Origin of the sequence: Pasteurella sp. WM03, assembly GCF_004570945.1 — a bacterium.
Taxonomy (GTDB): Bacteria; Pseudomonadota; Gammaproteobacteria; order Enterobacterales; family Pasteurellaceae; genus Rodentibacter.
Map to the genome: position 1 here is coordinate 252,312 of NZ_SPPO01000002.1, position 26,411 is coordinate 278,722.

Genomic DNA, 26,411 nt, shown 5'->3' on the forward strand with positions numbered 1-26,411 from the left:
GCCATTATGCTAAAAATTCATCTCATTTTAAAGTAGAATGACGATCGATTCTAACCTCACTTTAGGAACCTGAATGTTACTGAGCATTTTATATATCATTGGTATTACCGCTGAAGGGATGACCGGCGCATTAGCTGCCGGTAGAGAAAAAATGGATATTTTTGGTGTGATTATCATTGCTTCAGTAACGGCTATTGGTGGCGGTTCTGTACGAGATGTATTATTAGGTCACTACCCTTTAGGCTGGGTCAAACATCCGGAATATTTTTTAGTAGTTGCCGGTGCAGCAGTGATGACTGTTTATATTGCCCCCTTTATCAATCATTTTATGCGTTATTTCCGTATGATTTTTTTAGTCTTAGATGCCATGGGCTTAGTGGTATTTTCTATCATTGGTGCTCAAATTGCGATGGATATGGGGCATGGCGTCACGATTGTCTGTATCGCAGGCTGCATTACCGGTGCATTTGGCGGTGTATTACGAGATATGCTTTGTAACCGTATTCCCCTCGTTTTCCAAAAAGAACTTTATGCCAGTGTTTCTCTCTGTGCAACCCTCACCTACTTTGGGCTGTCAGCTTTACAGGTGGAACAAACCCTTGCGGTGTTAATCACCCTAATTAGTAGCTTTACACTGAGAATTTTAGCCATTCGCTTTGAATGGGGATTACCCGTGTTTAACTATCAAGAACTCACCGTTGATCATAAAGATAAATCCCCAAAGAAAAAGAAATAATGCTCATAAAGAAGATAAAATTGCTGAAAATACATTAGTGCCATTTCAGTATCATAATGCAAGAAAGAAATCCTTTCCCTCACAGGAATAAATCCATTGGAATCAGTCAGACATTTTATCATTACGGTTTAAGACCTAACCCTCTACAACCCAACGTTGTTGTGCCGTATTAAAGTGCGGTCAATGTTGAGTCTATTTTTAATAGATCATTAACGAGAAAAATCGTTATCTGCAAAAATATCCACGCCAACGGTTTCACCAAAATTCAAAGGTTTACTGATTCGCGCCGTTTCTAAACAGAGCATGTTTTGATAGTCCGTCTCCTGCATGGCACTCGTGGCTTTATGCCACGGATTCCATAACACTAATTCGCTCGCATTATGATGCTCAATGGTAATATCGCGCTTAGACTGATGATCGCTAATCAGATTCTGATGAAAATTGCCCGTATAAATGCAATCCACATTTTCATTGATTGTTCGTCTGCTCGGCACGTCTTCCATTTGTTGAGTCAGGGAATTAAAACAGCTTGTCGGTAAATCTAAAACCTCAACCTGACGAATATCACCAATATGAAAATAACTATGCAACGCCACTTCCGCCGGTCGCTGTCCGTAATGGGTAAAACGCAGCTGGCATTTCTGTTCAAATACCATTTCCATTTTGGCTTCAATAATATGGTTTTGATCAAATAAGGCAAAAACCAACCGCACTTTATCGGGTTGAATCTCATAATCGGAAAGCTGCCACAGGCGTAATCTTGCCGTGCCGTGCGCCGGCGACTGTTTTGTGCCGAACCAAGGGTAGCAAATCGGCACACCGCCTCGAATTGCCGTACCTAATTCAAATGGCTCGATTTCACTTAACCAAAGCAAATCTTGTTGTTCGTCATACGGTTTCCAGCTTAATAGCTGTGCGCCTTGTAAGGCAATTTTCGCTTTCCCGACCTGATGATCCAAACAAATAACCGGAATCTCATTGTAATGATATAAACTTAATTCCGGCGTGAGATGGGTGATTTTATTGATAATCGGCATGTTTAGCTCCTTGAATTTGCCATTTCATTTGTTGCATATAATCGGCGGTTTGTTTAAAAAAATATTGATAAGACGCACACAGATAGTTTTGTTTCCACTCGTCATTATCTTGCGGCAAAATGCGGTGTTTCGGGCAACCGCCGTGGCATAAGGCACGAAATTCACATTGCCGACAAGTCTGAGTCAAACTATTTTGCTTATACTGCCCAAATCGGCGCTGTTTCTCAGATAAAACAAGATTCACTAATGAGGTTTCATTTAAGTTTCCTAATTTGTAATTTGGGTAAACATAGTGATCACAAGAATAAACCTCGCCGTTCGCTTCAACAACTAAGGATTGCCCGCAGGTCGGGCGATGAATGCAGCTACTTGAGGGATAACCCAACCATTGTCCAAGTAGATTTTCAAATTCCAACACAAAAATTTTACCAACATCCTGTTTTTTCCACTCTTGGAAAACATCGACTAAAAAATGTCCGTATCCTTGTTGCGGCACGGAAAACGCTGTTGTTTTCAACTCAGTCGTACAGTTTGTCGGAAAATGCGTTTCAACAATGGGGATAAATTGCATAAATGTCGAACCCAATGATTTGAGCGCCAGATAGGTTTCTTTGCCTTTTTGCCAGTTTTGATCATTGACGACCGTTAAGGTGTTAAATTCTACCTGATTCGATTTTAGTAATTTCAACGCATTCACCACTCGTTCAAAGGTCGGATTGCCATTATTCGTCATACGATAACGGTTATGCACGACACTTAAACCATCAATGGAAAGTCCGATTAAAAATTGATGTTGCTTAAAAAATGCCGCCCATTGTTGATTAAGCGCAATACCATTAGTTTGAAACCCATTGGTTATAGTTTTACCGTTGGCAAATTCTCGCTGAAAATTGACCGCACTTTTGAAGAAATCCAGACCAAGCAGGGTTGGTTCGCCGCCTTGCCACATAAATTCAACCCGATCTCCCGCCTGTGATTCGATGTAATTTTTAATATAATTTTTGAGAGTATGTTCCGACATAAATGCGGCATTGTTGCCAAAATACTGCGATTTTCCCAAGTAAAAACAGTATTCGCACTGAATATTACAATGGAAACTACTGGGTTTTGCCATTAAATGAAAATGCGCTTTCGGCGAAAAAAATGACATACTACTTGCCTTTGTGATGATTTAATGCGTCTTTAAATAAGCCGTTTTGTTTTAATTCTTTGCCGATACGAATTGCCGTTTCCGTTTCACAGCCGGCATATTCGGCAATTTCTCGGTAAGTCCAATTATAGTAGGGGAAATGTTGAGTAAGAAAATAAAGACTGTCGATAACACGATCAAAAGTACGCAAATAGGCACTTTTGGCTAAGCGCTGTTCCGCTTCTCTTAACTCCTCCGCTAAGGTTTGCAATAAATATTTTGTCATTGCACTATTATGTAGAAAAAATTGATCGATATTATCTAATTTGATTTGAATCAGTTCCGATTCAATTAACACTTTCGCCGTGCAGTGATAATGATTGTTGCCTAAACCGAATAATGTGCGGAAACCGAAATAATCGCCTTGAGAATAAAGTCTGACTAAGCTCTCTTTTCCGTTATCAAGGGTATGATAAAGGCCGATAAGACCTTGCTTGATATAATAAAACTCGTGCGCTTTTTCACCCTGTTGGTAAATCACCGTTCCCTTGTTCATTTGAGAAAGCCGGTTTAATTGGCACTGCGCAAGTTCAGTAGGTACAATCAATCCTTTGTTCATTATCGTTCCTTTTAAATAGGTTAAATGAATTTTGTTTTATCAGAAACATCATATTTACCCGAAACGATTTTATTTCAGGTAAATACGATTTAGATTTCATTAATAATTCGATAAACCCAATTCTCGAGAGGATCATTTAATCTTTGCATTTCTAAACGCATTTCCTCCAGCATTTCTTGCTTTATCTCTTTATAGTTTTCATCATAAAACAAATTATTCATTTCTTGCGGATCTCGGCGTACATCATAAAGTTCGCAAATATCCGTCGCATTAAATACTAATTTGTAATCTTTACGCCGCCACATTCGCTGTTCAAAATAAACAAAATGCCCAGCCAGTTGAGCTAAAACCCCTTTGCGCTGATTATTTTGTTTCTGACGAACAATCGGTAACAAGGTTTCGCCCTCAAATTCCGTCGGAATCGGTTGTCGGGCAATATCATAAACCGTCGAGGTTAAATCGTGCAGATAAATCAGGTTATCATCTTGCTGATTTTTTCGTTCGGACAACGGATCGCGTACAATCAGGGGAATATTGTAAGTGGTATCAAACATAAATTCGCCTTTTTCGATCATTCGGTGCGCCCCCATGGCATCGCCATGATCGGCGGTGGCGACAATAAAGGTATGATGATAAAGATCGTTACTCTCTAAATACGCCAATAATTCACCAATTGCATCGTCAATTAATGTGATATAACCCCAAAATTTTGTAATCACTTCTTTCCAACGATCTTCGCTCGCCTCCCACATTCCCCACATTTTTGAAATGGTGCGGAAATGCCCAGGTTTGCCCTCTAACGGTTTAAAAAAACTTTCGTCTAGAACGACATCATCTTTTGAATACATTGAATAATAAGGTTCCGGCACGATACAAGGGGTATGCGGCCCCCAAAAGTTAATCCAAGTAAAAAACGGTTTGCCTTCGGCTAAGGATTCTTGAATATAACGTTTGGCTTCATCAATAATAAAATAAGGAATGGTTTGCTCTTTACTGCCGGACAATAATCCGCAAAGCTCCTGCACACGAAGATGTGGATTTTCACCAAAATAGGCTTGTCTGACGGTCGGGATCTCAAAGCCTTTTTCAGCCAACCATTCTTGATAGCGGTTAGAATGGGTTGGTGGTTGGTTAAAGACTAAATTATGATAAACACCACTCCCCGGATAGCCATAACCGTCAAAATTATGTCCTTTAATATCATAATCTTCCGGCACGGATTGCGTACCGACGTGCCATTTCCCCACCACATAGCAATTATAGCCGTCTAATTTGGCAATATTCGGTGCTTCTCGATGAATTTCACCCGTTCCGCCTTTTTCGCCGTTTTTTATAATGCCGTGCGAAGACGGCATTAATCCGGTAAATAAAGAGGTTCGTGCCGGCCCGCATACCGAAGCAGGTGTAAATGCGTTATTAAAACGAATCCCCTCTTGTGCCAGCCGATCCAAATTCGGTGTTTTAACAATTTGATGCCCGTAAGTCCCCAACATATCTTTGCGAACTTGATCGAGCAAAATATACATAATATTCATCACTTCACCTCTTTTTTACGCATGACAACAAATAGTAGCACTTGGCATATTGCATAGCCTGCTAAAATGAGTTTTGGACTGCCGTCGTAGGAGGCTAAACCAAGCGGAGAAAGTAACGCATGTAGAGTAATCAATCCTAACACCAAAGAAACGACTGTCAGCGGTGCATATTTCCAATTAGTTAAATCCACTCCCTCTTTGTTTTCCTTGCTTTCTTGATAAGGCTCGCGTTTGAGGAATTGCCCTAATATCAACATCACAACTACATCAAACACAAATAATGCCGCCATCACATAAACAAAATTCACTTTGACATTAAATACCCAAACAATACAGAAATAAAGCACAACGTGAAGTAATAAGGCGATTCTGGCGGCTAATCCGGAAACAGTTTTATTGAAAAGCCCTACGGCAAAGAGTGCCACAATGGGGATATTCACAAAGCCGGCAAAACGTTTGGTTAATAAGAAAATTCCGTCAGTACCGAACATTAATAACGGTGCGATAACCATTGTTAATATCGCCATGACCGTTGATACTTTTTTCGCGTGGGCAATCAGTTCTTGATCGGAAAACACTTTTTTACTAATGGACGGTAATAAATCCTTACAATAAATGGTTGCCGCAGAATTTAAAAAAGAATTAAAAGTACTTAAAATCGCCCCGAACAATGCAGCAATAAAAAAGCCTTGTAAAAAGGTTGGCAGCACTTTATTTACTAAGGTCGGATAAGAGGTATCAATTGGATTTAAATCGCCACCAAGAATATGGAAACTTAATAAGCCGGGTAGGTTAAGAATAATCGGTAGGGTTAATAAAAATAACGCCGCAATAAGAATACCTTTTTGCCCCGCTTGCAGATCTCTAGCGCCTAATGCACGCTGTACGATAGCTTGATTGGTCGTCCAATAGAAGAAATTAACAATCAAAATACCAGTAAACATTGCCGGCCAAGGCACTGCATCATCCTTACCGCCTATCGCATTAAATTTCTCAATATGAGAAGTTGTAATGGTTTTTAATCCCTCAATAAAACTGCCCTCGCCCAAATAAATGAGCGCAAAAATAGGGACTAATAATGCCCCGATAACTAAAATCACCGCATTAATCGTATCGGATACCGCAACCGCTTTTAAACCGCCAAAAATGGCATAAATTGCGCCCACAATCCCAATCGCCATGACCATATAAACAATGGATTCGGCATAGGTTAAGCCAAAATAGGTTTCCAAATTAAAAATTTTATTAAAGGCTATCGCACCGGTATAAAGTGCGGTCGGAATGACGATGAAAAGGTAAAACACCAAAAACAGCGCAGACATAATTAAACGAGTTTGGCGATCAAAACGATTCTCAAAAAATTCAGGAATCGTGGTATAGCCGTTTTTAATATATTTCGGCAGTAAATAAAGTGCTAAAAAACATAGTGGGATGACCGATTGAACCGTCCACGCAATAATCGAGAAATTGCCCTTATAGGATACCGCATTCACCCCGATTAACTGTTCGGTTGATAATGATGTCAATACCATTGAACAGCCAATCACGACGCCGCTTAATCCCCTTCCCGCTAAAAAATACCCTTTAGACGTGGTTAAATCATCATTTTTTGTTTTTTTCCACGAAATAAACGCCACAATTCCCGTTACTACCAGAAAACTGGCAATCGTTATAAACATAGCTCCTCCTCATTTTGATCCAATATAACTGCATACTTAGAATAATATAGAGAGAAAAGAAGTTTTATGATAATCATCATAACCCCAACCAAATTGGTGTGAATTAGATCACAAATTTGACATTCTTTTTTTCAATAATATGAGCAGGATCATAAAGCAAGCGGCATCCTATTCAGCATAATAATAAAAAACAGGAGGAATGATGAGTTTACAGCTAATTTCGATTTTAGTGCTATGCGGTTTTTTTACCAATTTAATGTCAGCGGTTTTTGGTATCGGCGGTGGCGTGTTAATGGTGCCGATTCTCTATACATTATTTCCCGATTTTCCACTGCAAATGATTGCCGCCACCTCACTCACCATTGTTATCGGCTCATCAATCATTAATTTGATTTATTTTTATCAGCAAAAAATTCAAATTCGTATAAAAGCGGTGTTGTTTTGGTCATTTTCAACCATTATCGGTGTGCAATCCGGCTTTGAAATTAGTTTTTTCTTATCGGATATTCTAATTATTAGTATTTTTGTCGGAACGTTAAGCCTGCTGGCGCTAAAAATAATGTTTAGTTCAGAAAGCCTGCCACATCACGGACAAATATCGGGTGAAATATGGAAAGGTAGCGGACTATGCTTATTCGGCGGGTTAATCGCAGGGCTAACCGGTATTGGTGGCGGTTCAATTATGGCACCTTTAATCGGTCAATTAAAAAGTATTAAGCCCCAACAAATCGCCCCTTATACCAATTATATGATGGTGATTGGCGGCAGCGGCAGTCTGTACAGCTATTTGACAAAATCCCCACCTTTTTATCTAACAGGAAGCTGGCAAGTCGGTTATGTTAATTTCTCTATTGTTGCCATTGTGGTATTAAGCGCATTTATGATGAGTTTTTTCTCAATGAAAATTCGCGGCAAACTTTCCCCCTCGCTTACACGAAAATTGCTCGCCCTTATTCTGTTTATCATCGCCGGATATATGCTGATGTTACATTTATTGAAAGGATAAAACAGCATAACCATCATCTTATTCTTAAAGAAATAAATCTGTCTAAAATCTTCACTTTTTAGATAATCGGATATAAAACACGCTAATTTTAACCGCACTTTATTTAATAATTAAGGCGATATCAACACGCCGAATGCCACAAGCTAAATCTTTTAGCTTAACTATTTGACCTTCTTTATTTTTCAGATAAGCTACGCATCATTATTTTTTATTGTTAGAGAGACAGACTATGTTAGAACAAATGGGCAAACAAGCCAAAGAGGCAGCTTTTATATTGGCACAGCTGAGTACATCGGAAAAAAACCGTGCTTTAAATATTATTGCCGAACAGTTAGAACAACAATCGGCGAGCATTTTAGAAGAGAATGCAAAGGATATTGAACAGGCAAAACAAAACGGGCTATCAGACGCATTGATTGATCGCCTTTTACTCACCCCCGAGCGTTTACAAGGTATTGCCAATGACGTACGTCATGTGGTTTCACTTGCCGATCCGGTGGGTAAAATTATTGATGGAGGAACACTAGATAGCGGTCTTAAAATCGAACGTGTCCGCACACCTATTGGGGTGATTGGTACCATTTATGAAGCACGCCCGAATGTCACCATTGATGTGGCAAGTCTTTGTTTAAAAACGGGCAATGCTGTCATTTTACGAGGGGGAAAAGAAACCCAATATTCTAATCATATTTTGGTGAACGTAGTGCAAAATGCCCTTGAGCAAGCAGGATTACCAAAATTTGCGGTACAAGCCATTACCGATCCTAATCGTGATCTCGTGATGCAATTATTAAAACTGGATCGCTATGTAGATATGATTATTCCTCGTGGTGGTGCGGGCTTACACGAACTTTGTAAACAACATTCTACGATTCCCGTGATTATAGGCGGTGTCGGTGTTTGCCATACCTTTGTGGAAGAAAGTGCGGATCAAAATCAAGCCGTTTTAGTTATCGACAATGCGAAAACTCAGCGTCCAAGCACCTGTAATACCCTAGAAACCCTACTTGTTCAAGAGTCTATTGCTACTGAATTCTTACCTAAACTCGTGGCGCAACTTGCAGCGAAAAAGGTAAAATATCACGCAAAATCAACCGCACTTGAAATATTAAAACAAGCTGGAGCAACAGTAGATGAAATCACCGAGCAGCAATTACGTGAAGAATGGGGTTCTCTTGATTTAAATGTCGTGATCGTGAAGGACATTCAGGCTGCAATTGCCCATATTCGTGAATATGGCACGCAACATTCCGAAAGCATTTTAACTTCCTCTCAAACTCTGGCACACCAATTTGTGAACCAAGTGGATGCCGCAGCGGTTTATGTGAACGCAAGCACACGTTTCACTGATGGCGGACAATTTGGCTTAGGCGCAGAGGTCGCCGTCAGCACCCAAAAACTTCATGCTCGTGGCCCTATGGGATTAGAAGCTCTTACCACTTACAAATGGGTGTGTGAAGGAAACTACACCACAAGAAAATAACGATTATTTCTACCGCACTTTTCATCAATAAAGTGCGGTTATTTTTAGGAGAATTTTATGAAAAAATTACTTTCATTACTTATTATCATTGCTGCCTTAATCGGCATTGCCGCTGTACAACCTTCTGCAACCGATAACAATGCTGACGATGGCAAACGAAATTTTGTGGTTTCGCTCGTGGCAAAATATTTTCCGTTTGAAGCGGAAGATCTTGTTGCATGGTACGATAAAAATATTGTTTATGCTGATAATCCAACAGACACTGCCGTGACATTTAAATTAGATGAAAAAGAAATCACCCTTGCCGCTCATCAAACCCAAAAACTCATGTTAGAACCAGGACAACATCGCTTGGAATTGAGTGATGGTAAAGTGATTGAATTAACACAGAAAGAAGGAACAAACCGCTCTATCTTAAACCCAACTGCCTCGCCTTATTTCTTTTGGAAAACTGTTTATGGTTCCGTGAGTTTACCCATTGAATATAAAACCGTAGCAATAGCTGGAAAACCCTATGAAGGACCTTTTGAGGTGAGTAATGAATATTTGATTACACGTATAGGCAATCAACCTTGGCGATTTGGTTTAGATGAATCAATTCCTGACACCATCGCCGTCAATAATGATCGTAATACTTATACCTTAATTTTTAGTAAAGCTTATCGCTTACCAGACTTTATCAAAGCTTATCCAATATTATCGGCACAATAAACAAAAAAGGTTGATGTCATTTTGACATCAACCTTTTGCTTTTTAGCGAATTATAGTAAACCGCCTTGGCCTAAAGCAGGGTCAGTATCACGTGCTTTTAACGCATCTTCTACCGTTAAACCTAATGCTTTCGCTACACCTTCACCATATGCAGGATCACACCAGTGACAGTTACGGATATGACGATATTTGATGAAGTCAGGCGCATCACCCATTGCTCCAGCAGTGTTGTTAAACAATGCTTGTTTTTGGTCTGCGTTCATTAAGTTAAACAATGCACGCGGTTGACTGAAGTAGTCATTATCATCTTGACGATAATCCCAAAATGCAGCATCACCGTTAATGCGAAGTGGTGGCTCAGCGAAATCAGGTTGTTGTTGCCATTGATTGAAGCTATTTGGTTCATAATGCGGTAAGCCACCATAGTTACCATCTACACGACCTTGACCATCACGTTGGTTACTGTGAACAGGGCAACGAGGACGGTTTACCGGAATTTGACGGAAGTTCACACCTAAACGGTAACGTTGTGCATCAGCATAGTTGAATAAACGTGCTTGCAACATTCTATCCGGACTTGCACCGATTCCCGGTACTAGGTTGCTTGGTGCAAATGCAGATTGCTCAACATCAGCAAAGAAGTTTTCAGGATTACGGTTAAGTTCGAACTCACCCACTTCAATTAATGGGTAGTCTTTTTTCGGCCATACTTTAGTTAAATCAAACGGATGGTAAGGAACTTTTTCTGCATCCGCTTCCGGCATAACTTGGATAAACATCTTCCATTTCGGGAAATCCCCACGTTCAATCGCTTCATATAAATCACGTTGGTGACTTTCACGATCGTTTGCGATAATCGCTGCAGATTCTGCATCAGTTAAATTCTTAATGCCTTGTTGGGTGTGGAAATGGAATTTCACCCAGAAACGTTCGCCTGCTTCGTTCCAGAAGCTGTAAGTATGTGAACCATAACCGTGCATATGACGATAACTTGCCGGAATACCACGCTCACTCATTACGATAGTCACTTGGTGTAAGGCTTCAGGTAATAATGTCCAGAAATCCCAGTTGTTGGTTGCTGAACGCATATTAGTGCGAGGATCGCGTTTTACTGCTTTGTTAAGATCTGGGAATTTACGAGGATCACGTAAGAAGAATACCGGCGTGTTGTTACCCACCATATCCCAGTTACCTTCTTCAGTATAGAATTTTAATGCAAAACCACGAATATCACGTTCTGCATCTGCCGCACCACGTTCACCCGCTACGGTAGTAAAACGTGCAAACATCTCAGTTTTTTTACCCACTTCGCTAAAAATCTTAGCACGGGTATATTTGGTAATGTCATGAGTAACGGTAAAGGTACCGAATGCACCTGAACCTTTTGCGTGCATACGACGCTCAGGAATCACTTCACGTACAAAATCTGCTAATTTTTCATTTAACCATAAGTCTTGTGCAAGTAATGGGCCACGTGGACCTGCTGTTAAACTATTTTGGTTGTCGGCGACAGGTGCGCCATTTCCCATTGTCAAAGATGTGGAATGAGAAAATGGACATTTTGAAGTCATAGGATGCTCCTCTTTATCTTTAGTGAATGTAAACTTCTTGCGCATTATATAGAAAGGTTTTAACGATTAAAATCTATCAAATTAATCAAAAAAACCAATTTAACAGATTTTCTTTGTAAAAAAGCGATACTTGTTCTAAGTGAGCCATAAAGTTAAAGTGCGGTCATTTTTATAAATGTTTTTTCTTTAATGCATAGGCATCACTTCATTAAAACAAGCCACTTTTTCAACAATCAATATGATTTATTCAACTATTGGAAAACGGTCTCAATTAAAAAAATGATGAATAAAATCAAATTTTATACCGGTCGAATACTCTCAACATCGAGCGTTGCATCAAACTCTTTTTGTAAAAGAAGTAATTTTTTATCTTGTTGAAGTTCATCACGGGCTTGTTCACAGAGATCTTGATACACTTGTTTACGATGTTCCATTGGCGTAGCGATACGACGATCATCAAATTGAATATCAACCTTTATCTGAACGCCATAAAGCCGACTGAGTGATTCGGCTAATACATCTATATTACGATCTTGGCGTAAGTGGGCTTTTTCCGAATGAAGACCAAGCTGAATGCGATCTTCAGTTTTATTCAGTAAGAAACAATTTAACGCTAATTCTTTTGAAAACCCTGTTACCCCGGAACGCTCGACAATATCCGTCCATTCATCCTGTTTCTGTGTAATATTAACAATACGCAAGCGCAATTCCGGTGTTATATCTTTCAAGATGGCTTGTCTAATATCAGATGGTCGAATAGCCTCCGTTTCCTTTGCCAACTCTGGATTTCGCCATTCCCAGCGGTAGGTTTCCGCATCAACCAGTTCTTGCTCTTCCTGTTCTCGCTCCGTATTATCCTCTACGGTATTTTCCATAGTTTGAATATTTTTTGGCACTCTAGAAACTGAAAGATTAGCAGCCGTTTTATTTGGCGGAGTCATCTCAAGTACCGGAAGTGCGGTCATTTTTCTTTCTATTTTTTGCCCATCAAGTGATTGTATGCGATGCATGGTTTCACTCACAGCATTATTCATTTCTTTTTGATGAGCTTGGCGTTCCCCCTCTTCAATTTGATTCAGTTGCTTTAACGCATCTAAAGCAGCAAGGCTTGCAAGATTAAGTGGCTGATTTGAGGAAGCAGAAATAGGCTGGTTTTCTGCGCCGTAAGTTGCTTTAATATTTTGCGACAGCACCGGTACATCAATATCTTTAGTGTGATTTTCAACCACACTTTTTTCAAGAGAAGGGGTCTGATATTCAGATGACTGAATCTTGGGTGCTGCCGTAAGGAACTTTGGGTGAAATGCTAATGCCCTTAATAATGTCATTTCAGCACCGACACGATAATTTGGTGCCACATTCAATTCTTTTCTACCTGAGATGATCACTTGATAGAAAAACTGTACATCTTCCGGAGAGATATGTTTTGCAAGGAAAGAAAGATGCCCACTTTCATTAGTTAAATGTTGTGGAAGAAGCTGCATTAATGCAATTTGATGTAGCTTTTCAGCCACTTCTGCTAACAAGCTATCCCAATCGCCGGCCTTTTCAGCAACCGCTTGAATTGTTTTCATTAAAGCTTCGCCATTGCCTTGGTGTAGGGCATAAATAATGTCAATTGCTTGGGTATCGTCCAATAGTCCTAACATCGTGTTAACTAGGTTTACCGTTATATGGCGATCCCCCATCGCAATAGCTTGATCCGTAAGGCTGAGACTGTCACGAATACCCCCTTGTGCTGCCTTTGCTAACTTGTCTAAAGCCAGTGTCTCAAAAGGAATGTTTTCTTGACTTAAAATATGGGCAAGATGTTGTGAAATTTGCGTTTCATCTAACGCCTTGAGATGAAATTGCATACAACGCGATAAAATCGTGACAGGAAGCTTTTGTGGGTCCGTTGTAGCAAGCAAAAATTTTACATATTCAGGCGGCTCTTCTAAGGTTTTCAGTAAGGCATTGAAAGAATGTCGTGACAACATATGCACTTCATCAATCAAATACACTTTAAAGCGTCCAACTACAGGTTTGTATTGCACGTTATCCAACAGTTCACGCGTATCTTCAACTTTAGTTCGAGAAGCTGCGTCAATCTCAATCAAATCAATAAACGAGCCTTGTTCAATGGCTTTACAGTTTTCACATTCGCCACAAGGGTGGTCTGTAATACCATTTTTAATACAATTTAATCCTTTGGCAAAAAGGCGTGCAATGGAGGTTTTTCCCACGCCTCGTGTACCGGAAAATAGATAAGCGTGATGGAGTCTCTGTTCTTTTAACCCGTTAGAAAGTGCGGTGAGAATATGACCTTGTCCTACCACATCTTCAAAGGTTTGAGGACGCCACTTTCGTGCTAAGACTTGATAGCTCATAAATTATGTATTAGTGACCTTCAAAATTAACTAAGGTATAACAATTTACACCTAAATCATTCAAACGTTTCTCACCGCCAAGCTCCGGTAAATTAATCACAAATGCGGCATGATTAACTTTTCCGCCTAGGCGTTCAACCAATTTGACCGTTGCTTCAACCGTTCCCCCGGTGGCGAGTAGATCATCAATAATTAAGACATTATCCTGCTCCGAAATAGCATCAACATGAATTTCTAAGGTATCTTGACCATATTCCAATTGGTAGGATTGAGAAATCGTTTCACGTGGGAGTTTTTTTGGCTTGCGTACCAATTCAAAAGGCAAACCTAATGCAAGAGCAACCGGCGCACCAAAAATAAAACCGCGAGATTCTGTGCCAAGCACTTTAGTAATTTTTTTGTCACGATACCGGTCAACAATTAAATCAATGCTCGCTTTAAAAGCGTCTGGGACTTCTAATAGTGCCGTAATATCGCGGAAAATAATACCCTCTTTCGGATAATTAGGAATGGATTTGATAGAAGATTTGATAAGTTCAAGTTTTGTATTCATAAATAAACTCAATAAAATGAGAGGAAATCAATATTTTTGGGCTGTCATTCTATCATAAAACATAAGAGAAAATGGAAAATTACTGACATAACATTAAAAGGTAAATTCGCATAAAAAAGCTGAAATGGAGACTCTCCAATTCAGCTTAAATTATTTCACCATTATGTGCTCGTTGTACAAATTTAAATTTCACTTATCCGTTAGAAACGAATGAACTTTAATAAAAAATAAATAATTTCAATATGTTAAAATCCTAACGCCAATATGGCCGTCTATAAATTTTTCTATCTGTACATTTACTACATTACTGAATTCTTTTGTAAAAATGACCGCACTTTACATGATACGGCGAGACTGGGTGTAGGTTCTCGCCCAATAACTTTCATCTAAAGAGCTAATAGTAACACCTTTGCTCGTACTCGCATGCATAAACCGGTTATTGCCAATATACACACCAACATGATTATTATGACGGAAGAAAACAAGATCACCTTTCTGTAATTCATGTTTACTGATTTTGCGTCCTAGATAACGTTGCTCTGCCGTAGAACGAGGTAATTCAATACCATAAGCAGACCAAAATGCGGTTTGCATAAATGCAGAACAATCAATACCCCGCTTACTCGTCCCACCCATTCTATAACGAGTCCCAACCCATTCATTATAGACACCGGCAAGTGCTTTATCACTAATTAAACCGGATCGAGGACGATTTGTTTTTAATGTCTGATGAGCACCACGATTTGCCTTTTCTAAATGGCTGATTAATCCCGTCAACTGAGCATCATCACTTTCTGAAATTTTGCTATTAGTATGATGAACACGACTTGAACAGGCTGTAGCAAGGGTGACAATCCCCAAAATGGTTAAAAATCGCTTTAACATAGTAAAAAATTTAAAATAACTAAAAGACATAAAAATAAAATTTGCGGAAGGCTATCAAATATAAAAGTAAATAGCCAGTTAAAATTGCATTTTTATACATTTTTGTGAGATATTTCACAAAAAAGGCAATCCATAAAGATTGCCTTTTTAGCATAATGATTAATTATTTTTTCTTCGCTTTTGCATTTGGTAGATCAGTAATAGATCCCTCAAATACTTCAGCCGCTAAACCGACAGATTCGTGTAAAGTTGGGTGGGCGTGAATGGTTAATGCAATATCTTCTGCATCACATCCCATTTCAATCGCTAAACCAATTTCACCAAGTAACTCCCCACCATTGGAGCCAACAATAGCCCCCCCCAAGAGACGATGAGTATCTTTGTCAAAGATAAGTTTTGTCATCCCTTCTGAACATTCAGAGGCAATAGCACGACCAGACGCTGCCCATGGGAATTTCGCGACTTCGTAATTCAACCCCTCTTGCTTACATTCTTTTTCTGTTTTACCAACCCATGCAACCTCTGGTTCGGTATAAGCAATTGATGGAATCACTTTTGGATCGAAATAATGTTTTTGTCCCGCAATAACTTCTGCCGCAACATGACCTTCGTGAACACCTTTATGAGCAAGCATTGGCTGACCGACAATATCACCGATCGCAAAGATATGCGGTACATTAGTACGCATTTGTTTATCTACATGAATGAAACCACGTTCATCAACTTCAACACCGGCCTTACCTGCATCAATCAATTTACCATTTGGTACACGACCGATAGCAACCAATACGGCATCATAACGTTTCGTATCGTTGCAGGCTTTACCTTCCATTGAAACATAAATACCATCATCTTTCGCTTCAACAGCTGTAACTTTAGTTTCAAGCATGAGCTTAAATTTTTTCTCAATTTGTTTGGTATAAATGGCAACGACATCTTTATCCGCAGCAGGGATAACTTGATCAAACATTTCAACCACTTCAATCTCTGAGCCTAATGCGTGATAAACCGTTCCCATTTCTAAACCGATAATACCGCCGCCCATGATAAGTAATTTTTTAGGTACTTCTTTTAATTTAAGTGCATCGGTTGAATTCCAAATACGTGGATCTTCGTGTGGAATAAAAGGTAATTCGATTGGTCGAGAACCTGCCGCAATGATCGCATTGTCGAATTTGATCGTGGTTGGATTACCATCGCGATCACGGGCGACTAAAGTATTTGGATCAGCAAATGTCGCTAAACCTTCAACGACGGTGACTTTACGCTGTTTCGCCATACCCGCTAAACCACCGGTTAATTTTGCTACTACAGCATCTTTACCCGCACGAACTTGGTCTAAATCAATTTTAGGTTCACTAAAATAAACCCCATTTTTCTCCGCATGTTTTGCTTCTTCAATCACTTTAGCAACGTGCAATAAGGCTTTGGATGGAATACAACCTACATTCAAACATACACCACCAAGCGTAGAATAACGTTCAACAAGCACTGTTTCTAAGCCAAGATCTGCGCAACGAAACGCAGCGGAATAACCAGCCGGACCGGCACCAAGTACAACAACTTGGGTTTTAATTTCTTTACTCATTTTTACCTCGTAAAAACGTTGAAATTATTGACCGCTCTTTTGAGCAATCAGGAACATTTAAAAAACGCCCCTCAATCACGAGAGGCGTTACTTATTACATAATTAAACGACGTAAATCCGCTAATACAGCACCAATATAGCTAATAAAACGAGCGCCGTCAGCGCCATCAATCACACGGTGATCGAAAGACAATGACATTGGAAGAATTAAACGAGGTGCAAATTCTTTACCATTCCATACCGGTTCCATAGAGGATTTGGAAACCCCTAAAATCGCGACTTCAGGTGCATTTACAATTGGTGCAAAGTGCGTTGTACCGATACCACCGAGGCTTGAAATAGTGAAACAACCACCCTGCATATCAGAGGCGGTTAATTTACCTTCACGTGCTTTTTTCGACACTTCCATTAATTCACGGGAAAGCTCAATAATCCCTTTTTTGTTCACATTTTTGAACACCGGTACCACTAAACCGTTTGGTGTATCCACCGCCACACCGATGTTGATATATTTTTTCAAGATCAGGCGTTGTGCATCTTCAGTAATTGAACTGTTAAAACGTGGATAAGCTTCCAACGCTTTTGCCACAGCTTTCATGATGAATACAACAGGGGTAATTTTCACACCTAATTTTTGTTTTTCAGCCAACACATTTTGTTCTTTACGGAACGCTTCTAAATCGGTGATATCCGCTTTATCGAAATGAGTTACATGTGGAATCATCATCCAGTTACGATGTAAGTTTGCCCCGGAAATTTTATTAATACGGCTTAATTCTACTTCTTCAATTTCACCAAATTTGCTGAAATCTACTTTCGGCCATGGTAATAAACCAAGACCCGCGCCATTTGCCACACCGTTTCCAGCGGCTGAAGACGCTGTTGTTCCACTTTCATAAGCTTTAACCGCAGTCTTAACATAAGCTTGAATATCTTCTTTAACAATACGTCCTTTACGTCCCGTACCTTTTACTTTGTCTAAATTTACACCAAATTCACGGGCTAAACGGCGAATAACAGGGGTTGCATGCGCATAACTTGCACTTGCTACTACTTGCTCTTGGCTTAAACCTGATACATTGCCACTTTCTGTTTTGGAGGATTGAGACGGAGCCGCTGTTGTTTGTGCTGTAGGTGCAACTTGCGCAGGTGCTGTAGCTTGAACCGGTGTAGCCCCCGCCACTTCAAAGCGCATAATTAATGAGCCGGTAGAAACTTTATCACCTGATTTCACTAAAATTTCTTTTACGACCCCCGCAAATGGTGCCGGAACTTCCATTGAAGCCTTGTCACCTTCAACCGTAATTAAAGATTGCTCTTCCGAAACTGTATCGCCTACTGCAACCATAATTTCAGTGACATTGACTTCATCGCCACCGATATCCGGTACATTTACATCTTTAACTGAAGATGTTGCCGGTGCAACTGTCGCAGGAGCTGACTCTTGAACCGGTGCAGAAACAGCCGGAGCTGAGCCTGCCACTTCAAATTTCATAATCAATTTACCGGTAGAAACTTTATCACCCACATTGATTAAAATTTCTTTTACCACACCAGCAATTGGTGCAGGCACTTCCATAGATGCTTTGTCACCTTCTACGTTAATGATAGATTGATCCACTTCAACGGAATCACCGACTTTCACCATAATTTCAGTGACATTGACTTCATCAGAACCAATATCAGGCACATTGACTTCTATTACGCTTGCTACCGCAGGTGCATCAACCGGTTTCACTTCTTGTACCGGCGCTGCTGATACCGGAGCCACTGTTTCTGCAGAATCCAATATCAACATTGGTGTACCGGTAGTGACTTTATCGCCGACTTTCACTAAAACTTCTTTTACTACACCCGCTTCCGGTGCCGGTACTTCCATTGAAGCCTTATCACCTTCTACATTAATAATACTTTGATCTACCGCAATAGTATCACCGACTTTTACCATGACTTCCGTTACAGTAACTTCATCGCTACCAATATCAGGAATTTGAATTTGTTTTGACATATTTTGTTCCTTTATAAAGTGCGGTCAAATTTACAAAAATTTTTGACCGCAGTTTTCCATCAATTACGCATAGAGCGGATTGATACGCTCAACATTCAAACCGAATTTTGCAATAGCATCTGCAACAACTTGATTTGTTACAGTCCCCTCTTTCGCCAATTGAGAAAGGGCAGCAACAACGATATAACGCTCATCGACTTCAAAATGTTCACGTAAGTTTGCACGGCTGTCAGAACGACCAAAACCATCCGTACCTAATACGTGATAATGTTTCGTTGGCACAAAGGCACGGATTTGATCTGCATAACCTTTAATGTAATCCGTTGACGCCACAGTTGGTAAATCTGCAAGTACTTGTGCAACATAAGGGATTCGTTGTTCTGAAGTTGGGTGTAATAAGTTCCAACGTGCAACATCATGGCCATCACGTGCCAATTCATTAAATGATGGTGCCGAGAAGACATCCGAAGTGACACCATAGTCATTGGCAAGGATTTGTGCCGCTTCACGAACGTGACGCATAATCGCACCGGAGCCTAACAATTGAACATGGCCTTTACCTTTACCTTCTACCGTTTCAAATTTATATAAACCTTTGCGGATACCCTCTTCCGCACCTTCAGGCATTGCCGGTTGCTCTGTTATTTCATTCAATGTGGTGATGTAGTAGAACACATCTTCTTGTTTTTCACCGTACATACGTTGAATACCATCTTGAATGATTACAGCAACTTCAAAGGCAAATGATGGATCGTAAGTCACACAGTTAGGAATCACACCCGCTTGAATGTGGCTATGGCCGTCTTCGTGTTGTAAACCTTCTCCGTTTAAGGTTGTACGACCTGATGTCCCTCCAATCATAAAACCACGAGCCAATTGGTCGCCCGCTAGCCACATCATGTCACCCACACGTTGGAAACCAAACATTGAGTAATAGATGAAGAATGGAATCATTGGTTGATTATTCACTGAGTATGAGTTCGCTGCTGCTAACCAAGACGCCGTCGCACCCAATTCATTGATCCCTTCTTGCAATACTTGGCCATCTTTCGCTTCACGATAGTACGCCACTAAATCACGATCTGAAGGCACATAATTTTGACCATGTGGATTGTAAATACCAATTTGACGGAACAAGCCTTCCATACCGAAAGTACGCGCTTCATCTGCAATGATCGGCACAATTGTTTTACCAATATTTTTGTCTTTTAATAAGGTATTTAATACACGTGAAAATGCCATAGTGGTCGAAATACCACGAGGTTGAGCATCCAATAAAGCGTTAAATTCATCTAATGCTGGCACTTGATATTCCACATCAAATTTCGGTTTACGTGCCGGCACATAACCATCTAGTGCTTTACGCTGACCATGCAAGTAATTATATTCTTCAGATCCTTCTGGGAATTTAATGTATTCAAGATTTTCAACTTGCTCGTCAGTTAATGGTAGTTGGAAATAATCACGGAACCCCTTAAGGCTCTCATAAGACATTTTTTTCGATTGGTGAGCGGTATTTTTACTTTCCGCTTCAGGAATTTTATAACCTTTCACTTGCTGCGCTAAAATCACAACCGGTTTTGTTGCATTTTGAGCTTTAGCGTAAGCGGCATACAGTTTTTCAGAATCATGTGCACCACGACGTAACGCCCAAATTTCATCATCTGTCATATCGGCGACTAATGCAGCTGTTTCCGGATAACGACCGAAGAAATGTTCACGAACATAAGCGCCATCTTTGGATTTGAAAGTTAAATAATCGCCATCGACCACTTCCATCATTAACTGGGTTAATTTACCGGAAGTATCTTTCTCAAATAATTTATCCCAGTTACCGCCCCATAATACTTTAATCACTTCCCAACCGGCACCGGTAAATAGTCCCTCTAATTCCTGAACGATTTTACCGTTACCATTTACCGGACCATCTAAGCGTTGTAAATTACAGCTTACGGTGAAAATGAGGTTATCCAAGCCTTCACGTGCAGCAAAGGTTAATGCACCTTTAGACTCAATCTCGTCCATTTCACCATCACCTAGGAAGGCATAGACCTTTTGGCTTTTCGTATCTTTTAAACCACGGTTATCTAAGTATTTTAAGAAACGGGCTTGATAAATTGCATTAACCGGGCCCAACCCCATTGACACAGTTGAGAATTGCCAGAATTCAGGCATTAATTTCGGGTGTGGATATGAAGATAATCCATCAACAAAGGCTTCTTGACGGAAATTATCCATTTGTTCTTCCGTTAGACGACCTTCTAAAAAAGCACGAGCATACATACCCGGAGCCGCATGACCTTGGAAGAAAATCAAGTCACCACCGTTTTTCTCGGTTGCAGCTTTAAAGAAGTGGTTGTAGCATACTTCGTACATGGTTGCCGCAGATTGGAATGTAGAAATATGACCACCTAAGTCGAGATCTTTCTTCTGGCTACGTAAAACCATCGCAATCGCATTCCAACGCACCGCTGAACGAATACGACGTTCAATTTCGCGATTACCTGGATAAGCCGGTTGCTCAGATACCGGAATAGTATTCACATAATCCGTAGTCACGCCTGTTGGCAACGAAACTCCGCTAGTACGCGCTTGACCGATTACTTGCTCAATGATGTATTGCGCACGCTCAATGCCTTCTTCACGAATCAAAGAATCTAATGATTGTAACCAATCTTGCGTCTCAATTGGATCAACGTCATTTTTTAAAATCTCAGACATAGGTTTTCCTTATCTGTTAATCAAGTGAAAATTAGTTCGACTACTTATTAAAGTCAAACACGAATATCAAAATGCCTGTTTCGATTTACAAACATTTAACAAATCTTGTAAATTTTAGAAGATTTTTTTAAATAAAGATAGTAAATTTTCACCAAACTGACGCTTTTATCCGCAAAACATTACGCGATATCATAGAAGTGCGGTTCTTTTCTGAAAAGTTTTAACGAAGTAATGAAAGCAATGCTCAAAACCTTGCATAGCCCTTGTCTTTAATTTAAAGTTTTCTCATCTTTTAACATAAGGAAATCACGATGAAATCAACACTTCGCTCGCTCTCACCACATAAACGTATTGCTTTAGTGGCACATGATAGTTGCAAACAAAGCCTCATAAAATGGGCCAAAAAACATCAAATTGCTCTCGGCTCACATCAACTTTATGCAACAGGCACAACAGGACACTTGCTCGGACGGGAAACAGCTTTAACCATTCAACCTTTATTAAGCGGGCCAATGGGCGGCGATCAACAGCTAGGCGGGCTTATTGCAGAAAAGAAAATGGATATGATGATCTTTTTTTGGGATCCCATGAATGCAGCGCCTCATGATCCTGATGTGAAAGCCCTAATGCGTATTGCAACCGTCTGGAATATTCCTGTTGCAATCAATCAAGCCTCAGCTGATTTTTTACTCACTTCACCTCTTTTTAAACAAAGCATGGATATTGAAATTCCGGATTACGAAGGTTATCTAAAAGAACGTTTAGGATAAAATCAGGTAAAATTAACCGCACTTTAAAATACGAAAAGGAGATAAATCACCTTTATCTCCTTTAATCAACACCATCAATGTAAACCCGAAGAAACTTAACGCTGCATCGCTGCGCCCATTAACAACATAAAAATTACACCTTGAACTTGTTCTTCAGGCACAGGTTGACCATTTAATTTCAACTCCCCATTTTCCAGCACCAGTTTCATCACCACGGATTTTTCATTATTTACGGCAATGCCCTTGCTCGCCACTTCAGCTGCCATTTCCTCAATTTTAGCCTTAGTACTTGCTTTATCTTCTTCTGAAACAAACTTCATCATAAGATTCTCAGCCGTTGCTTTATCTACCTGAATATCAATAGAAAAATCCGTAAATTGTTGATATAAATGACTGCGCATAAAATCAAATTTAGGCCCTTTGGCTAAGGCTACATTCAGCTCTAATGCCACTTTTCCTTGGTCATCGGAAACTGAAATAGGATTAAATTTCAGCTGAGGTTGGTGATTGAAAATCGCCATTCCATATTGCTTACCCCATGTTTCAACAATTTGGTTTAGCATTGAGATATTGCCGATACTTCCCTCTTTTAATACTTTAATGAGAGATTCAAACAACGCATTAATCGCATTTGCTTCAAGATGATTGAGTTCAAAATTGTAGGCTACTTTACCTAAGTTTTTACTATCAATGATGAAAGAATCTATATTATTTGTGCCTTTAAGACTTAAAAAATCGCTATCTAAAGTCACCTCTGATGTTCCTCTTACACCTTTTTCCATAAAAGATATTGCCGTTCCATTTTGAGCCAGATTCGTCATTTCGACACTTTCAATAGAGGATGTTCCTTTTCCCGTATAGAGGTATGCCCACTTCGTTGGTGCAAAAGTCGTACTAGACTTAATACCTTTCCATTGAAGTTTCGCTGATTCAAGATTATTTTCATCGCTAGGATTTTTTGTCTCAAATACCACATTATCAATTGAAGTATCATACATACCCGAAAGATCTTTATTGACCTCAAAGCCAATGGCCACATCTGACCAAATCAATTTATTTTTGTCTGATTTAGGCCCTACAAACTCTCCGGCTAATACCTTCAGTGCGCCTTTTGTTGTTAAATCATAACTTGTTGAGGATTGATACTGAATAGGCTTATCTGATTTAATCACATCAAACAATGGTTGTGTCGTCTCATTTTTACCCATCGTGCCTTCTAAAGAAAACATTGTCGGCATCAAATTAAATTTAACCAATTGATTAAGAGGCAGCGGCCCATGATAAAGTGTCGTGGAAAAAGGAATTATCCATTGTTTTTCGTCCTGTGGTAACGTAATCACAGCCTCATCTTCGATTTGAGAACTAAAAAAACCACGTTCAAATTGCTTATTTTTAAATTCAACCTTGAACGTATCCGACAGCCCCAAAGTTTGAAACCTTTGATTTGCCTGATCAATTTGACGTTGATACGCCATCTCTGCTTTTTGACCGGTAAACCATGTTCCCCCCACCCAGGCAAGTGCAAGAACTGCCACAACACTCATCGCAATTTTTGATTTTTTCATCAGTTATCCTTTTGATTATAAAACATAAAAAACTTCGCCAATTCTACCTTACTTTTCTTTTTTATCCACTTGTTTATAAAAAAACATGCTTCCCCCTTGAAGTTTGATAGTTTGCTCTTATCTTGCAAAACAAGAACGGAAACAACCGCACTTTTATTGAGAAAAATAAAAAATTTTTTAATTTTCTCTTGAAATGCGAAGAAGTATCCACATCTTACAACTCGTAACAAATGACACTAAATTTAAAAATTTAATTAGGAGAACAAAATGGGAAAAATTATTGGTATTGACTTAGGAACAACCAACTCTTGTGTCGCTGTAATGGATGGTGACAAACCTCGCGTGATTGAAAACGCAGAAGGCGATCGTACCACGCCATCAATTATTGCTTATACAAATGACAACGAAACATTGGTCGGTCAACCGGCAAAACGTCAAGCGGTGACCAACCCGAAAAATACATTATTTGCGATCAAACGTTTAATCGGTCGTCGTTTTGAAGATGAAGAAGTAAAACGCGATATTGATATTATGCCATTTGAAATCACTCGCGCAGACAACGGCGATGCATGGGTAAATGTGAAAGGTGATAAACTGGCACCACCACAAATCTCTGCTGAAGTATTGAAAAAAATGAAGAAAACGGCAGAAGATTTCTTAGGTGAATCAGTGACAGAAGCCGTGATCACCGTTCCGGCATACTTTAACGATGCACAACGTCAAGCCACCAAAGATGCCGGTCGTATCGCAGGTTTAGAAGTTAAACGTATCATCAACGAACCAACTGCAGCAGCATTAGCTTATGGCTTGGATAAAGGTCAAGGTAACAAAACGATCGCGGTATATGACTTAGGGGGCGGTACCTTCGATTTATCTATTATTGAAATTGATGAAGTTGGCGGTGAAAAAACCTTTGAAGTATTGGCAACCAATGGTGATACCCACTTAGGGGGTGAAGACTTTGATACCCGTGTGATCAACTACTTAGTAGATGAGTTTAAAAAAGAACAAGGCGTAGATTTACGCAACGATCCACTTGCTATGCAACGTTTAAAAGAAGCAGCAGAAAAAGCCAAAATTGAGCTTTCTTCTTCACAACAAACCGATGTAAACCTTCCTTACATCACTGCAGATGCAACGGGGCCAAAACACTTAAACATTAAATTAACCCGTGCGAAATTAGAATCTTTAGTTGAAGATTTAGTAGCGAAATCTCTTGAGCCGGTTCGCACAGCATTAAAAGATGCCGGTTTAAATGCTTCTGAAATTGACGATGTGATCTTAGTGGGCGGTCAAACCCGTATGCCACTTGTACAACAAGAGGTTGAAAAATTCTTTGGCAAAGCACCACGTAAAGATGTCAACCCGGATGAAGCGGTGGCAATCGGTGCAGCCGTACAAGGCGGTGTGTTAGCCGGTGATGTGAAAGACGTATTATTGTTAGACGTTACCCCATTATCACTTGGTATCGAAACCATGGGTGGTGTGATGACTACCCTCATTGAGAAAAACACTACGATTCCGACTAAGAAATCTCAAGTTTTCTCAACAGCAGAAGATAACCAAAGTGCGGTAACTATCCACGTATTACAAGGTGAACGTAAACAAGCGTCAGCAAATAAATCTTTAGGTCAATTCAACCTTGAAGGCATTAACCCAGCTCCACGTGGTATGCCACAAATTGAAGTAACCTTTGATATTGATGCTGACGGTATTATCCACGTTTCTGCGAAAGATAAAGGTACAGGTAAAGAGCAACAAATCACCATTAAAGCTTCTTCCGGTTTAAGTGATGAAGAAATTCAACAAATGGTGCGTGATGCGGAAGCCAATGCGGAATCTGATCGCAAATTTGAAGAATTGGTACAAGCTCGTAACCAAGCGGATCACCTTGTACACAGCACCCGCAAACAATTAGAAGAAGCGGGTGACAAAGTGCCAGCAGCAGATCGTGGTGCAATTGAAAGCGCATTAAGCGACCTAGAAACCGCGGCAAAAGGTGAAGATAAAGCAGCAATTGAAGCGAAAATCCAAGCTCTTGCAGAAGCAGCACAAAAACTTGCTCAAACCGCCCAACCACAAGGCGAACAAGCTCAAAGCAACAGCAAACCAAATGATGATGTTGTTGATGCAGAGTTTGAAGAAGTGAAAGATAACAAATAATTCATTTGTTAATACTAACAAGGGCGTTGCAAAACGCCCTTTTAGTCTAATTAGTAATTATTTAAGGTATTAAATGGAAAAAAAACCATTACGTTGTTTTTTTATATTGATAGTGGCTTATATAATTTCAGGTTTTCTATATGATACTGTGGGAATTTATATAATGAACTTTATGGGAATATCTCAACATATAGATAGTATTCAACTCATAGCATTAGAGAGTTATTTCGAATCTATTGGCATTAGGGGAATAAAGGAAGCCGTGTTTTCTAAATTTATAGGT

19 protein-coding genes are annotated in these 26,411 nt (G+C 39.8%); 6 read left to right on the forward strand and 13 right to left on the reverse strand.

The features are described from left to right. Positions 1 to 73: 73 nt before the first annotated feature. Positions 74 to 736, forward strand: coding sequence for a trimeric intracellular cation channel family protein (locus E4T92_RS03350; RefSeq protein WP_135093437.1), 663 nt, complete (start codon positions 74 to 76; stop codon positions 734 to 736). Between the two features lie 209 nt (positions 737 to 945). On the opposite strand, the gene E4T92_RS03355 is transcribed toward E4T92_RS03350, so the two are convergent. The 5 genes from E4T92_RS03355 to E4T92_RS03375 all read right to left on the reverse strand — a co-directional run bounded on the left by E4T92_RS03355 (position 946) and on the right by E4T92_RS03375 (position 6,735). Beyond that, positions 946 to 1,773 carry a D-hexose-6-phosphate mutarotase gene (locus E4T92_RS03355; RefSeq protein WP_135093438.1) on the reverse strand — a complete coding sequence of 276 codons (828 nt, stop codon included), beginning with the start codon at positions 1,771 to 1,773 and terminating at the stop codon, positions 946 to 948. Beyond that, positions 1,757 to 2,923: an anaerobic sulfatase maturase gene (locus E4T92_RS03360; protein ID WP_135093439.1), complete on the reverse strand. Its 1,167-nt coding sequence runs from the start codon at positions 2,921 to 2,923 to the stop codon at positions 1,757 to 1,759. Before E4T92_RS03360 ends, E4T92_RS03355 begins: the two co-directional genes overlap by 17 nt. Before the next feature lies 1 nt (position 2,924). Beyond that, positions 2,925 to 3,521, reverse strand: a complete 597-nt coding sequence (locus E4T92_RS03365) for a Crp/Fnr family transcriptional regulator (protein ID WP_077462341.1) — start codon at positions 3,519 to 3,521, stop codon at positions 2,925 to 2,927. 89 nt (positions 3,522 to 3,610) lie between these two features. Then, on the reverse strand, positions 3,611 to 5,056 hold the full coding sequence (locus E4T92_RS03370; RefSeq protein ID WP_135093440.1) for a sulfatase-like hydrolase/transferase: 1,446 nt from the start codon (positions 5,054 to 5,056) through the stop codon (positions 3,611 to 3,613). Further along, on the reverse strand, positions 5,056 to 6,735 hold the full coding sequence (locus E4T92_RS03375; protein WP_135093441.1) for a solute:sodium symporter family transporter: 1,680 nt from the start codon (positions 6,733 to 6,735) through the stop codon (positions 5,056 to 5,058). Before E4T92_RS03375 ends, E4T92_RS03370 begins: the two co-directional genes overlap by 1 nt. Before the next feature lie 202 nt (positions 6,736 to 6,937). Between E4T92_RS03375 and E4T92_RS03380 the strand changes: the two genes are divergently transcribed. From E4T92_RS03380 to E4T92_RS03390, 3 genes are all read left to right on the forward strand, one after another. Further along, complete coding sequence (locus E4T92_RS03380) at positions 6,938 to 7,741, forward strand: sulfite exporter TauE/SafE family protein (protein ID WP_135093442.1); 804 nt, start codon at positions 6,938 to 6,940, stop codon at positions 7,739 to 7,741. Between the two features lie 229 nt (positions 7,742 to 7,970). After that, positions 7,971 to 9,224 (forward strand): glutamate-5-semialdehyde dehydrogenase, encoded by a 1,254-nt coding sequence (proA, locus tag E4T92_RS03385; protein WP_135093443.1) that lies wholly within the window; start codon positions 7,971 to 7,973, stop codon positions 9,222 to 9,224. Between the two features lie 57 nt (positions 9,225 to 9,281). Then, positions 9,282 to 9,935 carry a hypothetical protein gene (locus tag E4T92_RS03390; RefSeq protein WP_135093444.1) on the forward strand — a complete coding sequence of 218 codons (654 nt, stop codon included), beginning with the start codon at positions 9,282 to 9,284 and terminating at the stop codon, positions 9,933 to 9,935. Between the two features lie 50 nt (positions 9,936 to 9,985). Here the strand turns inward: E4T92_RS03390 and E4T92_RS03395 are convergent, their stop codons facing one another. The 7 genes from E4T92_RS03395 to aceE form a co-directional block, all read right to left on the reverse strand. Continuing rightward, on the reverse strand, positions 9,986 to 11,506 hold the full coding sequence (locus tag E4T92_RS03395) for a catalase (RefSeq protein ID WP_077541022.1): 1,521 nt from the start codon (positions 11,504 to 11,506) through the stop codon (positions 9,986 to 9,988). A 299-nt stretch (positions 11,507 to 11,805) separates the two neighbouring features. After that, the gene (dnaX, locus tag E4T92_RS03400; protein ID WP_135093445.1) at positions 11,806 to 13,875 is read right to left on the reverse strand and encodes a DNA polymerase III subunit gamma/tau; all 2,070 of its coding nucleotides are present in this window, start codon (positions 13,873 to 13,875) and stop codon (positions 11,806 to 11,808) included. A 10-nt stretch (positions 13,876 to 13,885) separates the two neighbouring features. Continuing rightward, the gene (apt, locus tag E4T92_RS03405; protein WP_135093446.1) at positions 13,886 to 14,428 is read right to left on the reverse strand and encodes an adenine phosphoribosyltransferase; all 543 of its coding nucleotides are present in this window, start codon (positions 14,426 to 14,428) and stop codon (positions 13,886 to 13,888) included. 336 nt (positions 14,429 to 14,764) lie between these two features. After that, on the reverse strand, positions 14,765 to 15,313 hold the full coding sequence (locus E4T92_RS03410; protein ID WP_135093447.1) for an NlpC/P60 family protein: 549 nt from the start codon (positions 15,311 to 15,313) through the stop codon (positions 14,765 to 14,767). A 163-nt stretch (positions 15,314 to 15,476) separates the two neighbouring features. Continuing rightward, positions 15,477 to 16,901 carry a dihydrolipoyl dehydrogenase gene (gene lpdA, locus E4T92_RS03415; protein ID WP_077541028.1) on the reverse strand — a complete coding sequence of 475 codons (1,425 nt, stop codon included), beginning with the start codon at positions 16,899 to 16,901 and terminating at the stop codon, positions 15,477 to 15,479. Between the two features lie 94 nt (positions 16,902 to 16,995). Beyond that, positions 16,996 to 18,909, reverse strand: coding sequence for a pyruvate dehydrogenase complex dihydrolipoyllysine-residue acetyltransferase (aceF, locus tag E4T92_RS03420; protein WP_135093448.1), 1,914 nt, complete (start codon positions 18,907 to 18,909; stop codon positions 16,996 to 16,998). A gap of 63 nt (positions 18,910 to 18,972) precedes the next feature. Beyond that, complete coding sequence (gene aceE / locus E4T92_RS03425) at positions 18,973 to 21,630, reverse strand: pyruvate dehydrogenase (acetyl-transferring), homodimeric type (protein WP_135093449.1); 2,658 nt, start codon at positions 21,628 to 21,630, stop codon at positions 18,973 to 18,975. A 311-nt stretch (positions 21,631 to 21,941) separates the two neighbouring features. Between aceE and mgsA the strand changes: the two genes are divergently transcribed. Then, entirely contained in the window at positions 21,942 to 22,400 is a 459-nt protein-coding gene (mgsA, locus tag E4T92_RS03430) for a methylglyoxal synthase (protein WP_135093450.1), read from the forward strand. Positions 22,401 to 22,495: 95 nt separating this feature from the next. On the opposite strand, the gene E4T92_RS03435 is transcribed toward mgsA, so the two are convergent. Continuing rightward, positions 22,496 to 23,965 carry a YdgA family protein gene (locus E4T92_RS03435; RefSeq protein ID WP_135093451.1) on the reverse strand — a complete coding sequence of 490 codons (1,470 nt, stop codon included), beginning with the start codon at positions 23,963 to 23,965 and terminating at the stop codon, positions 22,496 to 22,498. 267 nt (positions 23,966 to 24,232) lie between these two features. Here E4T92_RS03435 and dnaK point away from each other — a divergent pair, with 267 nt between their 5' ends. Further along, the gene (dnaK, locus tag E4T92_RS03440; protein ID WP_135093452.1) at positions 24,233 to 26,128 is read left to right on the forward strand and encodes a molecular chaperone DnaK; all 1,896 of its coding nucleotides are present in this window, start codon (positions 24,233 to 24,235) and stop codon (positions 26,126 to 26,128) included. Positions 26,129 to 26,411 lie beyond the last annotated feature (283 nt).